13 protein-coding genes and 2 pseudogenes are annotated in these 14,993 nt (G+C 37.8%); 10 read left to right on the top strand and 5 right to left on the bottom strand.

Going from position 1 to position 14,993, the window contains the following annotated elements:
- Positions 1-216 precede the first annotated feature (216 nt).
- The 3 genes from BUC06_RS20140 (at position 217) to BUC06_RS20130 (ending at position 3,411) form a co-directional block, all read left to right on the top strand.
- The gene (locus BUC06_RS20140; protein WP_073335886.1) at positions 217-1,299 is read left to right on the top strand and encodes a chorismate mutase; all 1,083 of its coding nucleotides are present in this window, start codon (positions 217-219) and stop codon (positions 1,297-1,299) included.
- A 112-nt stretch (positions 1,300-1,411) separates the two neighbouring features.
- A complete protein-coding gene (rsgA, locus tag BUC06_RS20135; protein ID WP_073335884.1) occupies positions 1,412-2,338 on the top strand; it encodes a ribosome small subunit-dependent GTPase A in 927 nt (308 codons plus the stop codon).
- Positions 2,339-2,994: 656 nt separating this feature from the next.
- Positions 2,995-3,411 carry a nucleoside-diphosphate kinase gene (locus BUC06_RS20130; protein ID WP_034687444.1) on the top strand — a complete coding sequence of 139 codons (417 nt, stop codon included), beginning with the start codon at positions 2,995-2,997 and terminating at the stop codon, positions 3,409-3,411.
- Positions 3,412-3,487: 76 nt separating this feature from the next.
- On the opposite strand, the pseudogene BUC06_RS20125 reads toward BUC06_RS20130, so the two are convergent.
- Positions 3,488-5,238 (bottom strand): annotated as a pseudogene (locus tag BUC06_RS20125) (alpha-L-fucosidase).
- Between the two features lie 281 nt (positions 5,239-5,519).
- Between BUC06_RS20125 and chrA the strand changes: the two are divergent.
- From chrA to BUC06_RS20110, 4 genes and pseudogenes are all read left to right on the top strand, one after another.
- Positions 5,520-5,732 (top strand): annotated as a pseudogene (gene chrA / locus BUC06_RS24510) (MNIO class RiPP chryseobasin precursor ChrA).
- A gap of 3 nt (positions 5,733-5,735) precedes the next feature.
- Positions 5,736-6,830 carry an MNIO family chryseobactin maturase gene (gene chrH / locus BUC06_RS20120; RefSeq protein ID WP_073335882.1) on the top strand — a complete coding sequence of 365 codons (1,095 nt, stop codon included), beginning with the start codon at positions 5,736-5,738 and terminating at the stop codon, positions 6,828-6,830.
- Between the two features lie 39 nt (positions 6,831-6,869).
- Positions 6,870-7,358, top strand: coding sequence for a chryseobasin maturation helper ChrI (gene chrI, locus BUC06_RS20115; RefSeq protein ID WP_167367442.1), 489 nt, complete (start codon positions 6,870-6,872; stop codon positions 7,356-7,358).
- Positions 7,359-7,680: 322 nt separating this feature from the next.
- A complete protein-coding gene (locus tag BUC06_RS20110; RefSeq protein WP_139263406.1) occupies positions 7,681-8,310 on the top strand; it encodes a DUF4082 domain-containing protein in 630 nt (209 codons plus the stop codon).
- A 73-nt stretch (positions 8,311-8,383) separates the two neighbouring features.
- Here the strand turns inward: BUC06_RS20110 and rpe are convergent, their stop codons facing one another.
- The gene (rpe, locus tag BUC06_RS20105) at positions 8,384-9,034 is read right to left on the bottom strand and encodes a ribulose-phosphate 3-epimerase (RefSeq protein ID WP_072923387.1); all 651 of its coding nucleotides are present in this window, start codon (positions 9,032-9,034) and stop codon (positions 8,384-8,386) included.
- 143 nt (positions 9,035-9,177) lie between these two features.
- Positions 9,178-10,251 (bottom strand): chryseobasin maturation metalloprotease ChrP, encoded by a 1,074-nt coding sequence (gene chrP / locus BUC06_RS20100; protein WP_073335876.1) that lies wholly within the window; start codon positions 10,249-10,251, stop codon positions 9,178-9,180.
- A 51-nt stretch (positions 10,252-10,302) separates the two neighbouring features.
- On the opposite strand from chrP, the gene BUC06_RS20095 reads away from it, so the two are divergent.
- Positions 10,303-11,007 (top strand): DUF4294 domain-containing protein, encoded by a 705-nt coding sequence (locus BUC06_RS20095; RefSeq protein WP_073335874.1) that lies wholly within the window; start codon positions 10,303-10,305, stop codon positions 11,005-11,007.
- Between the two features lie 22 nt (positions 11,008-11,029).
- Here the strand turns inward: BUC06_RS20095 and BUC06_RS20090 are convergent, their stop codons facing one another.
- Positions 11,030-11,446 (bottom strand): NUDIX domain-containing protein, encoded by a 417-nt coding sequence (locus BUC06_RS20090; protein WP_073335872.1) that lies wholly within the window; start codon positions 11,444-11,446, stop codon positions 11,030-11,032.
- Positions 11,447-11,532: 86 nt separating this feature from the next.
- Positions 11,533-12,258, bottom strand: coding sequence for a tRNA (5-methylaminomethyl-2-thiouridine)(34)-methyltransferase MnmC2 (mnmD, locus tag BUC06_RS20085; RefSeq protein ID WP_073335870.1), 726 nt, complete (start codon positions 12,256-12,258; stop codon positions 11,533-11,535).
- Between the two features lie 85 nt (positions 12,259-12,343).
- On the opposite strand from mnmD, the gene BUC06_RS20080 reads away from it, so the two are divergent.
- Both BUC06_RS20080 and BUC06_RS20075 read left to right on the top strand, forming a co-directional pair.
- Positions 12,344-13,417 carry a branched-chain amino acid aminotransferase gene (locus BUC06_RS20080; RefSeq protein ID WP_073335868.1) on the top strand — a complete coding sequence of 358 codons (1,074 nt, stop codon included), beginning with the start codon at positions 12,344-12,346 and terminating at the stop codon, positions 13,415-13,417.
- 115 nt (positions 13,418-13,532) lie between these two features.
- Positions 13,533-14,804 carry a spondin domain-containing protein gene (locus BUC06_RS20075; RefSeq protein ID WP_083564145.1) on the top strand — a complete coding sequence of 424 codons (1,272 nt, stop codon included), beginning with the start codon at positions 13,533-13,535 and terminating at the stop codon, positions 14,802-14,804.
- Positions 14,805-14,993 lie beyond the last annotated feature (189 nt).

The following is a 14,993-nucleotide window of genomic DNA, read 5'->3' as shown; positions in this document are numbered from 1 at the left end:
ATTATAGAAATTTCAGAACGTATTATCGATTTTATTGGTACTGCTAACTGAATTTCTTTCCAAAAAATACAGGAGGATTAAAGTCCTTTTATTTTCCTGATTCCTTTAAACCATTTTTGAACGGCATTTTTTGAAAAGAATTATAAAGTAAATTTTATAATGAAAGGACTATTGCTGTTAATTTGAAAAATATAAAAAAACAATAAATTTAAAAGTATGAATTTAAACGATGTAAAAAACGAGTGGATCAATGAGCTTTCTCAGCCATTAATGATCGCGGGACCATGCAGTGCGGAAAGTGAAGCTCAGATGCTTGAAACTGCTAAAAGAATAAGAGAAACCAACGCTAATGTCTCTGTTTTTCGTGCAGGAATCTGGAAGCCCCGTACCAAACCAAACGGTTTCGAAGGAGTAGGAGTAATCGGTTTAAACTGGCTGAAAAAAGTAAAAGAAGAATACGGATTTAAGACCGCTACAGAAGTAGCCAATGCTCACCACGTGTTTGCTGCCCTGGAAGCAGATGTAGATGTTCTTTGGATTGGGGCACGTTCCACGGTAAACCCGTTTACCGTTCAGGAAATTGCGATGGCTTTAAGAGGAACAGATAAACCCGTATTTGTGAAAAATCCTGTCAATCCGGATCTTGCTTTATGGATCGGTGCTTTGGAAAGACTTTTAGGACAGGATATTAAAAACCTGGGAGCCATCCACAGAGGATTTTCAACCTACCAGAAAACAAAATACAGAAATAACCCCAACTGGCAGATCGCCCTTGATTTCAAAAGCCAGTTTCCCAATATTCCAATGCTGATCGACCCTTCCCACATCTGTGGAAACAGAACCGGTCTTGCAGACATTACTCAGGAAGCATTAAACGTAGGATACCAGGGAGCCATCATTGAATCGCACTGCAATCCTGATGAAGCATGGAGCGACGCTTCACAGCAGATCACTCCTGAAGTATTGGCAGAACTGATTGGCAACCTGAAAGTAAGGAATTCAGGACTGGCAGGTTTTGATAATGAAATGGGAAGACACAGAACCCTGATCTCTGATCTTGACTTCCAGCTGATCGAACTTCTTTCCCAAAGAATGAAGATCTCTGAAAAGATCGGTAAGCTTAAAAAAGAGAACGATATCGCGATCTTCCAGCCTGAAAGATGGAAAGTGATCACAGAATACGCAAATCAAAAAGCCAAGGAAACCGGAATGTCTCATGAATTTATTGAAAAAGTTTTCAAAGCGATTCATGAAGAATCTATTGAAGTACAGAACAGTATTATGATTGACAGACAATAAGTCTTACTTAATACAATAGTTAATAAGCAACGGGGCTTAGGAAATAGGGAAGAGTTTACTCAGATACCGAAATCCTAAGCCCTAATTGCTTATCTTTGCAGCCAATTATCATATGAAAGGAAAAATCATTAAATCTACAGGCAGCTGGTATCAGGTCATGGAATTCGAAACCAATACAATTTTCGAAGCCAGAATCCGTGGCAAATTCAAACTCATCAAGACAAGGCTTACCAATCCGCTTGCTGTAGGAGATTTTGTGGAATTTCAGTTAGAGCAGGATGACGTAGCCTGGATCACCAAAATAGAACCCCGTACGAATTACCTGATCAGAAAATCTGTCAACCTTTCAAAAGAAGCCCATATCATTGCCTCCAATATAGATCTGGCCTGCTTCATCTTTACCCTCAAACATCCGGAAACTTCACTTGGATTCCTGGACAGATTTCTGGCTTGTTGTGAAGCATATAATATTAAACCTTTGCTCTTATTCAATAAAATTGATGTTCTGAACGAAGAAGAAATAGAGCTTGTTAAGGATATAGAATTCCTTTATCAGGAAATAGGGTATGAAACTTTAGAAACTTCATCCTATTCCAAACTGAACTTCGACCAGCTTCAGGATCTTCTTAAGGATAAAACCTCTGTATTCTTTGGGCATTCAGGATGTGGAAAATCTACATTGGTGAATGCGTTACAGCCCGGATTAAATTTAAAAACGTCTGAAATTTCAGACTCTCACCTGAAAGGAAAACATACGACAACCTTTGCGCAGATGCACTTCTGGGATTTTGGCGGAAATGTTATTGATACACCTGGGGTACGTGAGTTTGCCATGATTGACATTGAAAAAGAAGAAGTACAGCATTATTTCCCTGAGATCTTTAAGAAGAGGGAAGAATGTAAATTTCACAACTGTCTTCATGTCAATGAACCTAAATGTGCCGTTCTTGACGCTCTTGAAACCGGAGAAATTCAGTATTCCCGCTATGCGAACTACATAAAATTGATGGAAGAGGCTGAAGAAGCGACCAGGCAATAGAAATATTCCAAATGTAAAATCGGATTTTAGTAATCTGCCGGATTAAAATGATTAATCTGAGAAATTGTCCTATCCTTATTTAGGGAAAGAACTTTTGTCACATATCCAACCTCTTCCTGTAAGATTTTTGGTCAATCAATTCAAGAGGGATCAGTCGGATCTGAATTCCAATCTTTGAATTTGATTCTGAAAAAATTTTGCTTTTAAAAAAAATCAGGTTTTTTCCTCACAAAAATATTTCCACATCTACAATAACTCCACTTTTTGTCTGCGTTTTTTCTGCCAGATAAGTATTTTTTTGTCATTCCGATTTTTCTCAGAAATTAAAACTGAAAAAATAGTGAAAAAATAAATTTATTTCATTGATTGAAATAGAAGCAATAGTGTATTAATATGATTTTAATAGGTTTTAAAAATTATCAAATTCGCAATTTATTATTCAGATTATTGCAAATAAAAAACCCAGCCGAAGCTGGGTAAAAACTAATAACCATGAAAACTCAAATTAAACATGAGAATCGTAATAGAATTAACAATTTCTGTGCCAAAAATTTTTCTGCCTTTGTTAATAAAAGTTATTTTTATGTTAAAAAAAAATTAAAATAAAAATCAAAGATATTTTTTGTAATTTTGCGCCATTAAAAAAATATACATTTATGTCTAACATTACATTCACTATGATTAAGCCTGATGCAGTAGCAGACGGACATATCGGTGCTATATTAGGTAAGATCGCAGAAGGAGGTTTTAAGATCAAAGCTTTAAAATTAACTCAGCTTACTGTAGCTGACGCTAAAAAATTCTATGAAGTACATGCTGAAAGACCATTTTATGGAGAATTGGTAGAATTCATGAGTTCAGGTCCTATCGTAGCTGCTGTTTTAGAAAAAGACAATGCAGTTGAAGACTTCAGAACATTGATTGGCGCTACCAACCCTGCAGAAGCAGCGGAAGGTACAATCAGAAAAATGTTTGCAAGAAGCATCGGAGAAAATGCGGTTCACGGTTCAGATTCTGACGAGAACGCTCTTATTGAAGCTCAGTTCCATTTTTCAGGAAGAGAGATTTTCTAAGAAAATATCCTTAAAAAATATAAAACCAGAGAATTTTCTCTGGTTTTTTTATGTCAAAATGTCTCGAAATAATATTTTACAGGTTGTTTTCTATAGCCCCAACCTTTTCCCTGTACAATTCTACAGGATCATCAAGCAATATAGCGATTACTGTCATATTTTTGTCAAGCCTTTGCTTTGGAACATCTATATAGATAATTCCAGGCGTGTCACTCCAGTACAGTTTATTATAAATTGAATGACTGATGATAGATCCCTCACCCACAATTCTGATTCTTGAAATATTATTTTTTATTCCTTTTAATGCTATTGGGCCTGTAGGAGTTCCTTCTACAAAAAGATAGAGGGTTTTTCTGTCTTTTGACAATGCACTCATTCCAGGGTAATGTCCTGCTGGCAATCCTTTTCCGGTTTCGTATAAAGCTACCGCATGTTTGCTGATCCATTGCAGGGTTTCAGGATTGGTTTTGGCTGTTTGGGGAATTTTCATGTCCTGTCCGTCGCTGGTAAGACCCGATCCATTCAGAAGATTGTTTCCGCTGTGAAGAAGGTCTGCCATATCATAAGCTGCGATTCTGGTGCTTTTGTTTTCAAGAATAGTCGTGAGAACTTGTCGATCCTTTTTTAAGTTTTCCATCAGGGCAGGAGGATTTTTGAAGACAAGCTCTACTATGGTGACATCCTGATCAAATGAAACCTTAGATAAATCAATGATAACAGTGCCTTCATTGCTAAAACTGAAATTAACTTTAGCATCACGCTCACCAACAATTTTCACCGCATCCGGTTTGTTAGCCAAACCATATACCTTTACGAAATCCTTAGCTTCTTCAAGATACAGGAATATAGATTTTTTGGTTCCTGCGACAGAAGATTTTCCTTTAAAATTCTCAAATGGAAGTCCGCGGGTTGTTCCATAGATGGCTTCTTTGTTTTTTGAGGTCCATCTTCCCAGATTTTTCAAAATTTCAATCTGTTGCTCAGGAAGGGTGCCGTCAGGTTTTGGTCCTATGTCTAGAAGTAAATTTCCTCCCATGCTGATCACATCTGCCAAAGTTCTCACGATCATATTAGGTATTTTATAATGATGATCATCAGGTTGATATCCCCATGAATCATTCATTGTATAGCAGAGTTCCCAATATTGACTTTGTGGACTTAGGACAGGGATTCCCTGTTCAGGAGTGTCATAATCCCCGTGATTGTTAAGCCTGGAGTTAATGATGATCCCGGGATTGTATTTCTTTAGGATGTCTAATGTTTGAGGAGCTTTCCATTCTGTGGAGGAGTGTTCCCAATCCCCGTCGAACCATAACAGGTCCGGATGATATTGTGAAGAAAGCTCACTTAACTGGGTTTGGTAATAATGGATAAACTGTTCCCATCGCTTCGGATCATTTTTGATTTCGTACCGTTTTTTTGTTCTTGTGTGAATGTCATAATAGGGATGGCTCCAGTCGGGAAGAGAAAAGTAAAGTCCGGTTTTCAGCCCTGAGTTTTTAAGACTGCTGACAAAAGGGGTCAAAACGTCTTTTTTTGCCAAAGAATGAGTGGGTATTGTCACTGCTTTTTCGGCTTTTGAGTTCCAGAGTGAAACGCCGTCATGATGTTTGGTTGTTATTACTGCATACTGAGCGCCGGACTTTTTGATCAGCTCAGTCCATTCATCAGGATGATATCGGGAAGCTGAAAATCCGTTCAGCTGTTTCATGTAAATTTCATGGTTAATATAATTATTGAAGAACGACCACGATTCAGAAATTCCATCCACCGAGTAGATGCCCAATGGATAAAGATACCAAGTTTAGCATTTTTAAACCATTCCATTTTGCTGTTGTCAGGTGATTCGGTCTGTGCGTTAATGGTATATGATGATGCTATCAATCCTAAGAAAATGGCTTTGATCAACCTGTTCTTCATGCTCCTTTATAATTTACGTTAAATATAAATAAAGGATATTACATTTTAGGATAATTAGAGTGATTCTGATTTTTCGTATTAAAATATCAGCAAGAACTTTAAATTTTAAAATGTCCTTCCGTAAATTGTTGTATTTTTAGCATAATCATGAATGGAATACTTATTGTAAGTTCCATTAAAAAAAGAATATGAAAATTCCAGCATTAGTAATGGCCAGTTTATTGGCCGTAAGTGTATCGGCACAGACTACAAAACCTGTTAAAAAGGCGAAAAAACCGGCAAGTAAAATAAAGAAAGCAGATTCTCCGAAGTCCATATAGACTGCTGAAACAAGGTTTGTTCCCAAAAAAGATACGATTCTCAGAACTGGTGGCGGCTGTCCTGCCTGTGGAATGGGATAATTTATGAGTAAGCCTTTTTTAGGATTATCAATGATGCCGGAAGCAGATTTTGTTTCCGCGATACTTCCTCTTCTGCAGAATAATTCTGTGGATGTTTTGGAATGGTCTTTTGATACCTTCTATGATGTAAATGAGCCGGAATGGCTTTCGGGATTACTGGATTTTTATGCAGCCAATAACCGGCTTTTGGGACATGGCGTTTATTATTCCCTTTTTGATGCCAGATGGAATGAGAGGCAGGAAATATGGCTTAAAAAATTAAAAAAGGAATGTGCCAATCGAAAATACAATCATATCACCGAACATTTCGGGTTTATGAATACTGAAAATTTTCATCAGGGGGTTCCGTTGCCTGTTCCAATGCATCCCTTAACCCTTCAGATTGGAAAAGACAGGCTTAAAAGACTTCAGGATGCTGTTGAAATTCCGGTTGGAGTCGAAAATCTTGCTTTTTCTTTTTCTATAGACGATGTGAAAGAGCAGGGAGTTTTTCTGGATCAACTCGTAGAAGATATTGAAGGTTTTCTTATTTTGGATCTTCATAATATCTACTGTCAGTCATGCAATTTTGGAGTAAGCATGCAGGAAATTATAAAACTGTATCCACTGGAGAAAGTGAAAGAAATCCATCTTTCCGGAGGAAGCTGGCAGGAAAGTGCTTACGCAAAGAAACCAGTCAGGAGAGATACCCATGATGACCGTATTCCCGACGAAATAGTAGAGATGTTGCCTGAAGTATTATCCCAATGTCAAAACCTTGAATATATTGTTATCGAAAGGCTTGGGCATACCTTAAGTGCTGAGTCTGATAAGCTTTTCTTTTTTGCTGATTTTAATCGGGTCAAAGAAATTATCAGTAAGTCTGAAGATCGGTCTGAAGATAAGAAAGTTTGGAACAGAAGAATTGGAGTGGATTCGAAACCTGTAGAAGATATGGTGCTTTATGATGAACAGACAAAATTGACAAAGATGCTGTTTGATGAGAGTAGTGTCGCAAAAGTTAAGAATGAAGCGTTTCAGTATTTCAAACCCGAGAACTGGGATGAAGAAATGATCATGACCGCACAGCAAATCATCAAAAAATGGAATCCTTACTAGGATTCTTTTGTTTTATATCACAAATCAAAATATATGAAAATGACAACGGTATTTTTACTCATGACTGCCGTACTTACGGCTTTGATCGCCGGGCTTTTCTATGCCTACTCATGTTCGGTTGTACTCGGACTGGGAAAACTTTCTGACACCGAATATCTCAAATCCATGCAGAGTATTAACCGGGAGATTCTTAATCCTGTATTCTTTATGAGTTTTATGGGGAGTGCGGTGTTGCTTCCTGTAACCACTTTTCTGTTCCGTGGTGAGTCATCTGTTTTTATCTTTCTTTTATTGGCTTCTGCTGCTTATCTGATCGGTGTATTTGGGGTGACCATTGTAGGAAATGTTCCTTTAAATGATATGCTGGATAAGTTTGATATCAGCAGTTCGACAGTAGAAGCTATTAAGCAGATGCGTGAAAGTTTTGAAAACAGATGGAATCTTCTGAATACGGTCAGAACGATATTTTCAGTCATAAGTATCGTTTTGGTAATTTGTGCCTGTATCTGGCGCAAAGAATTACCTTAATTATTTCCGGGATTAAGTAGAAATACCTAATGGAGATTCAGTATTTCTACGGATGTGCCGTATGTATTTTTATTTGCAATTTTACGTCAGCAATAACACAAGGAATCTTAAGCATTAAATCTTATAATAAAAAACTAATAACCACATAAGCTCAAATTCCGCAAGAAGAAAGGCAGCCCTCAGGAGCTGCCTTTTTCTCTTTTTTAGTCATTGTATACCATCAAAAATAGGGCAATAACTCATCTTAAAACAGTGTTTTTCCTGATGTTTTATCTCCCGGTTATTTTAATCTTTGTGCCATTAATGATTAAAATTAAAACCAATGAAACATTTAGAAGTTTTTTCTACTTTGAGATCGCTATCTCGTAAAAGTCTTTGTATAGCAATGGCCTTGAATTCAGTATTCTTAATAACAAGCTGCAGTAAGAATGATGATGAATCGATTCCTCAACCTATCGTCTATGCAGAAGAGAATCCATTAGCTAAATATCAGGAAAATGCAGGATTTACAATGACCACTAATTTTATCAATTCAGGAAATTATGAATTTGGTCTCGTGTTTTCACCGAATGTAAAAGGAAAGATCAATGCAATTACACTACGGTTGCCGGATGTAAATCCTGATTTAAAGGTGACAATATGGGATTATACTGCTAAAACGGTGCTGAGGACGGAAATGGTAAATGTGTCAGCTTCAAACACTTTATTCACAAAGGTTATTGCAGAATTAGCTCTGGAGAAAGATAAAAAGTATGTGATTACAATGAATTCCAATGACTGGTATAAAAAGACCAGGCCAGATAATGGTAATGCGGTATATCCAATCACTGCAGGCAATATTAAATTTCTGGAATACCGTTGGTTGAGTACTTCATCACAGATTTTTCCTACTAATATTTCGTTTAATTACAATGGAGGTGATCTGAGTTTTAATTTTCAGCAGGTAGACTAATAACCATTGTTTTACTAATAAATCAAAGGCAGCTTATTGGGCTGCCTTTGGTAGGTAAGTACTTGTTAAGTTTTTAGATTTTCAGCAATTCAATCGTTCTTTCCGGACTCTCTGCAGAGAATACTGCATTTCCTGCCACAAGAACATCTGCTCCTGCTTCGAATAGTTTTGAAGCATTTTCAAGATTGACACCACCATCAATTTCGATCAGTGCCGTTGAATTGTTGCTCAGGATAAGATCTTTAGTCTCTGCAATCTTTTTATACGTGTTTTCAATGAATTTCTGTCCTCCAAATCCTGGGTTTACACTCATTAAAAGTACAAGATCTACATCAGCGATGATGTCCTCAAGCATCAATACCGGAGTGGAAGGATTCAAAACTACCCCAGCTTTTGCCCCTCTGCTCTGGATATGGTGGATCGTTCGGTGAAGGTGAGTGCAAGCTTCATAATGTACAGAAATAAGGTCTGCACCATGATTGATGAATTCATCTACGTATTTATCCGGCTCAACGATCATTAAATGAACATCTACAAATTTTTTAGCATGCTGCTGAACGGTCTTCATTACGGGAAAACCAAATGAAATGTTGGGAACGAACCTCCCATCCATCACATCAATGTGGAACCAGTCTGCCTGGGAGTTGTTCAGCATTTCAATGTCTCTTTGCAGATTCCCGAAGTCTGCGGATAAAAGGGAAGGAGCGATAAGCTTCGTTTTCATTTTTACTTTTATATTAGATATTTAGAATCAGGAACCAAGAGTCAAGAGCCAATACCCAAGAATCAGGACTCTTTAAAGGTAGGAGACATTTGAATAGCTGCCCATTTACATCTTATATCTTGGTTCTTGTGTCTTTTCGTCTCTTAATGATACTTCAGTTTCATCTCCGGTTTGATCTTCAGAAGAGTTTCGTAGATTAGTTTGATCACGTTGCCTACGTCTTCTTTAGATACCATTTCTACCGTTGTATGCATGTAGCGCAAAGGTAACGAAATTAGCGCACTTGGTACTCCACCGTTGGAATGGGCGAAAGCATCAGTATCTGTTCCAGTAGCTCTGCTGGCGGCAGCTCTCTGGAAAGGAATTTTCTTGGATTTTGCAGTATCAATGATGAGTTCTCTGATGGTATGATGAATGCTTGGAGCAAAGAAAACCACAGGTCCGTCACCGCACTTTTGGTCACCTTCTTTTTTCTTCTCAATCATTGGGGTAGTGGTATCGTGGGTAACATCTGTTACGATAGCAATATTGGGTTTAATGGTATCTGCGATCATGTCAGCGCCATACAATCCCACTTCTTCCTGTACAGAATTCGTGATATACAGTCCAAAAGGAATCGATTTTTTGTTCTCCTTTAAAAGTCTGGCCACTTCTGCGATCATAAAACCTCCGATTCTGTTGTCCAGTGCTCTGCAGACAAAATATCTGTCATTCATTTCAAAGAATTCGTCTGGGTACGTGATCATACATCCTACATAAATTCCCATTTCCTCCACTTCTTTCTTGGAAATGGCTCCACAATCGATAAAGATATTTTCAATTTTAGGAGTAGGTTCATTCTGATTGGACCGGGTATGAATGGCGGGCCATCCGAATACGCCTTTTACAATTCCGTTTTCACCATGAATATGTACCACTTTAGAAGGCGCGATGGTCTGATCTGAGCCACCGTTTCGGATAACATAGATCAATCCGTCATCTGTAATGTAATTCACGTACCATGAGATCTCGTCAGCATGCGCTTCAATCACTACTTTAAATTCGGCCTCGGGATTGATTATCCCATAGCATGTTCCGTAATGATCCACTTCGATTGTATCTACATACGGTCTGATGTAGTCCATCCAGATTTCCTGGCCTTTGTGTTCGTAACCTGTTGGAGAAGAGGTATTTAAATATTTTTCTAAAAATTTTAAAGATTTCTTTTCAAATTTCATAAAAAGGAATGATTTTTGCGTTTAATTTTTGTTATTATAAGTGTAAAAATAATGAATTTTAGTAAGATTGTCTGTCTTTTTATCTTCTTTTTTGGAGTCAGTGTTTTTGGTCAGAAGGATTCTATTGTTGCAAAACCTCTCAATCAATATCCTGCGGAATCATTGAAAGTAGATGAGTTCGGTAATAAATATTATTATGACGAACGTCAGAAGATGAAGGTTTATGAAATTAACGGCGAGCCGGTGGTGGTGCTGGAGGAGCTGGTTTTGGTGAATAAACCGAGGTTTAATAACCAACTGGATAAAAATTACTATTATTTCCTTAATAAAAAACTGAACAGAGTCTATCCGCTGTTTGTTACTGCACTCCAGCAGTACAGAGATATCCAGGCTGATATGAATGATATGGACAGTAAAGCCAAAAGGAAATTTGTCAAAGAAAGACAGAATATGCTTGCTGATCAGTATGAAAAGCAACTGAGGGATCTTACCACGACGGAAGGCCAGGTTTTTGCCAAGCTCATGAACAGAGCTACCGGTAAAAATGTATATGAGATCATTAAAGAACTTAGAGGCGGATGGAGCGCTTTCTGGTGGAATGTAAAAGGTAAAATGGCAGATATTGACCTGAAAGACCAATACAATCCTCATAAAAACAGAACAGATGAGTTTATTGAGTCTCTTCTGCAGTCTAACTGGAATTCAGGGTATTTGCAGCCTTATCCGGGAGCTGGAGATTTTAAAGTCAGAAAATAAATATAAAATTCCTGTAAATTATTTACAGGAATTTTTCTTTTAATTTATCGAATACTATTTTATCTACCGGAAGCGGAAATGGATTATCTGGTGTATCGATGTCTATCCATTCTGTTCTCTCAATACATGGATCCAGGATAAGAAAGTCTTCTTCAGTGGTGATTTTTACTATATAATATATGGTAAGCAACTGTTCATTTTCTCTGAAACGGGAAACAAGGAAATCTTCCTGGGTATAAAAATGCTCTACAACTTCTATCTTAACATTAAGTTCTTCATCAAATTCCCTGTGAAGACATTCCAGGAGTCCCTCTCCAAATTCTAAACCGCCTCCCGGAAACTTCATTAGGGGTTCACCAGCATACTCTTCAAAGAGGGTCAGTACTTTTTTATCTTTTATTGCGCACGCATATACTCTAATGTTGACCTTATCAATCATATATAATATTTTGTATCGCTAAAATAAGGAAATAAGTGGAAAAGGCGAAACCCAAAAGATAAATTTGCCATTCCCTGCTTGGTTCTTTAAGATTTAGCTTCTGCCTCTTCTTCGTTGTTTGATTCGTTTTCTTTGATTTCCATCTTTACGGCATTCATCATTTCTCTTTTTCCCGGAGGTCCCTGTTTTTTTTCCACTTTAAAATTAAGATCCTGAAGAATTCTTCGTACACTTCCTTTTGAAGAGTAGGTTGTTAATAAACCGTTAACGGACATTTTGTCGGAAACCATTTCAAAAAGCGGTTTTTCCCACAAGTCAGGCTGTACTCTTGCACCAAAGCAGTCGTAATAAACCAGATTGATTTTAGGTAAGTCTATGTCTTTCAGGGAGAAGAAGTCGCATTCGATCTTTTTAAGATGAAAACCTTTAATGATTTCAACCGATTTTCCCCAGTCTGCCTGATGAATTTTTTGATAAATATTTTTGAATTCCGGGTTATCAAAATGCTCAAAGTAGGCGAGATCATTAATTTCGGATTCATTTATGGGGTATTTTTCCAGAGAAAAATAGTTGATGACATGATTTTTGTCAGTTTTTAAATATTCATTAATTGTCACCAAAACATTCAAACCTGTTCCAAAACCGAGTTCTAAAATATTAATTTCATAATCATTTACTTGATTTAGTCCATTTTTGATAAACACATGTTCTGCTTCCTGGAGCGCTCCATGATGAGAATGGTAGTTTTCATTTAAATCACTGATAAACAATGTTTTACTACCGTCGTTTGTGGTTTTAATCTCTCTTTTCAAGCTATTTTTTTGTCAAATTTACTCCAAAATTTTTATATTTAGAAAATTATGTTAAATTTGTAGAACATCGTAAAAATTTTTAAAAATGATAATTCAAAAAACTGAAAACTCCAGACTTTCGGAATTCGATCCGAACAATTTTTCATTTGGAAGTACTTTTATTGACCATATGGTGATATGTGAGTATGAAAATGGAAAGTGGGGTGATGTAAAATTGGTTCCTTACGGTCCTATACCATTTACACCAGCCATGATGGGTGTAAACTACGGACAAGCTTGTTTTGAAGGTATGAAAGCTTATAAAGACAAAGACGGGCAGGTTTTCCTTTTCAGGCCAGAAAAGAATTTTGAGCGTATCAACAAATCAGCAACTCGTCTGGCAATGCCTGAAGTAACTGAGGAAATGTTTTTGGACGGATTAAAAGCATTGGTGGACGTTGACAGAAACTGGATTCCACAAGGAGAGGGAATGTCATTATATATAAGACCATTGATTTTTGCTACGGAGGAAGCTTTGAAAGCAAGAGTTGCCAATAAATATATGTTTGCTATTGTTGCTACACCAGCGAAAAGTTATTATTCAGAGCCGGTTTCTGTAAAAATTTCAGATCATTATTCAAGAGCAGCCAACGGAGGAGTAGGTTCAGCAAAAGCAGCAGGTAACTATGCCGCTTCTTTCTATCCTACACAGCTGGCTATTGAAGAAGGATACGAGCAGATTATCTGGACGGATGATGCAACTCACGAATATTTTGAAGAAAGTGGTACCATGAACGTATTCGTAAGAATTAACGATACTATCTACACGCCGCCGACTTCTGAAAAAATCCTTGACGGGGTAACAAGAGACAGCTTCATCCAACTTGCTAAGAAAAGAGGAATTGAGGTGAAAATAGAGCCTGTAGCAGTGAAAACGGTTGTAGAAGCTCAGAAAAACGGAACGTTGAAAGAAGTTTGGGGAGTAGGGACAGCGGTTGTAACTACTGTATTCCAGGCTTTAGGATATGAAGGCGTAAAACTTGAACTTCCAAGATTATCAGATGAGGAAAGCTATGCTGCAATCCTTAAAAAGGACCTTACAGATCTTCAGAACAACCTGAGCGAAGACTCTTTCGGATGGAGAGTAGTCGTTGAAAAAGACGTTCTGGAAACGGTTTAATTTTAACATGATTTGATTCAATAATACGACCGGCAGAAATTTATTCTGCCGGTTTTTTTTATTTTCTCGCTAAATATTGGTAATTTTTCAGAAAATTTAGAATACGATGCAATTGATGAAATTCAAATTACTTCTTGGTCTGCTTTCGGTTATCGGCGTTTTAGCTTTTTCCTCATGCAGTACTGATGATGATACAGAGCAGGCGGTAAATGACTCGGCCACAATAACCGTAGAAAATATAATTGATAGTAAAGCACTGACCCAATTCGGAACGTTCAAGAATGCGGGTTCATCCCCTGTTCTTAATCCGGGAGAATCTACTTCTTTTAGCTTTTATGCCGGAAAAGGTCAGACCATAAGTTTTGCGGCGATGTACGGAAATAGCAATGATCTGTTTTTCGCTCCTGCCAATCCTGGAATAAAATTGTATCAGGACAATGGTGATCCGGTAACCGGAAATGTTTCTTCACAGATCAGACTTTGGGACAACGGGACCCGTGTCAATGAAACTCCAGGACCCTCAGTGAATCATCCTGGAACAGTGGAAAATCCGATAAAGAATGTGGCTGAAATTGCATTAAGCGTTCCTGCCTACCAATTGCTGAAAGCTGAGTTGACCCATGACGGAGGAACCAAGTTCACTTTGAAAATCACCAATACCTCAGGCGGGACAGCCAATGAAACACCTATCAGTGCAGGAGTATGGGCCGTATCCCATATTTCAGGGAATACGCTTGTAAAAGAAGATCCAATTTTTACGCCGGGTAAATTATCAGCTAACGGATTGACCGATCTTGCTGAAACCGGAAAAACAACCACTCTTGAACAGTATCTTACAGGTATTACTGGACCTAATTCTCCGTTTTCACCGGTATTGGTCGTAGTATACAGCGGCAATGATAATCCTATCTTTAAAACCGGAGAAAATGACCGCGGACAAGGTCTGAAGGAACTTTCCCAGCAGGGAAATGCAGATGTGCTTGCAGCTTTTCTTAAAACCCAATCCGGCATTAAAGAAGTATATGTTCTTAAAGATCCTGCGACAACTGTTTTGCAGCCCAGAATCAACGGGAACAATGGTGGTAAAGCTTCCCAATCCATATCCGCTAGAAAAGGAGATCGTATCGCACTCGCAACGATGTACGGGCAATCTAATGACTGGTTCGTTGCATCTGTCAATAACGGAGTAGATGGCTCAACGAGAGGAGATATCTCTTCTATCATGGGGCTTTTTGATAGTGGAACACTACAGTGCTCTTTCCCGGGCGCTCATATCGGATCTCAGCCGGCGCAGGCTGAAAGCCAGCCGGTACAGCAATTAGCCAATCCCAATCCGTTTACTACTCTTCCTGCCGTACCACAGATGATTAAAGTGACTATCCAGTAATAGATCAATACCAAAGCATATAATCACCTCTTTGTGGGGTGATTTTGTTTTAAATAACTCATTAATTCAACCACAAAAGAGACAAAAGTTTTTAATGTTAAACACTTCAGAACAGTTTTAAACGTTTTAGCATCGTGAAAACAATAAGATCACAAAAGCAGAAAATCAAAGATTTTCATAAGAACGTAA

The organism is Chryseobacterium carnipullorum (assembly GCF_900142785.1).
Lineage (GTDB): Bacteria > Bacteroidota > Bacteroidia > Flavobacteriales > Weeksellaceae > Chryseobacterium > Chryseobacterium carnipullorum.
This window is presented reverse-complemented; position numbering and strand designations above follow the sequence as displayed.

Excerpts from the sequence above, each read along its gene's own strand:
- rpe (WP_072923387.1), bottom strand. The coding sequence starts at position 9,034 with ATGAAAACGAAGCTTATCGCTCCTTCCCTTTTATCCGCAGACTTCGGG.
- rsgA (WP_073335884.1), top strand. The coding sequence starts at position 1,412 with ATGAAAGGAAAAATCATTAAATCTACAGGCAGCTGGTATCAGGTCATG.
- BUC06_RS20110 (WP_139263406.1), top strand. The coding sequence starts at position 7,681 with ATGAAACATTTAGAAGTTTTTTCTACTTTGAGATCGCTATCTCGTAAA.
- BUC06_RS20075 (WP_083564145.1), top strand. The coding sequence starts at position 13,533 with ATGAAATTCAAATTACTTCTTGGTCTGCTTTCGGTTATCGGCGTTTTA.
- chrH (WP_073335882.1), top strand. The coding sequence starts at position 5,736 with ATGAGTAAGCCTTTTTTAGGATTATCAATGATGCCGGAAGCAGATTTT.
- BUC06_RS20095 (WP_073335874.1), top strand. The coding sequence starts at position 10,303 with ATGAATTTTAGTAAGATTGTCTGTCTTTTTATCTTCTTTTTTGGAGTC.
- BUC06_RS20080 (WP_073335868.1), top strand. The coding sequence starts at position 12,344 with ATGATAATTCAAAAAACTGAAAACTCCAGACTTTCGGAATTCGATCCG.
- chrP (WP_073335876.1), bottom strand. The coding sequence starts at position 10,251 with ATGAAATTTGAAAAGAAATCTTTAAAATTTTTAGAAAAATATTTAAAT.
- chrI (WP_167367442.1), top strand. The coding sequence starts at position 6,870 with ATGACAACGGTATTTTTACTCATGACTGCCGTACTTACGGCTTTGATC.
- BUC06_RS20140 (WP_073335886.1), top strand. The coding sequence starts at position 217 with ATGAATTTAAACGATGTAAAAAACGAGTGGATCAATGAGCTTTCTCAG.
- BUC06_RS20130 (WP_034687444.1), top strand. The coding sequence starts at position 2,995 with ATGTCTAACATTACATTCACTATGATTAAGCCTGATGCAGTAGCAGAC.
- BUC06_RS20090 (WP_073335872.1), bottom strand. The coding sequence starts at position 11,446 with ATGATTGATAAGGTCAACATTAGAGTATATGCGTGCGCAATAAAAGAT.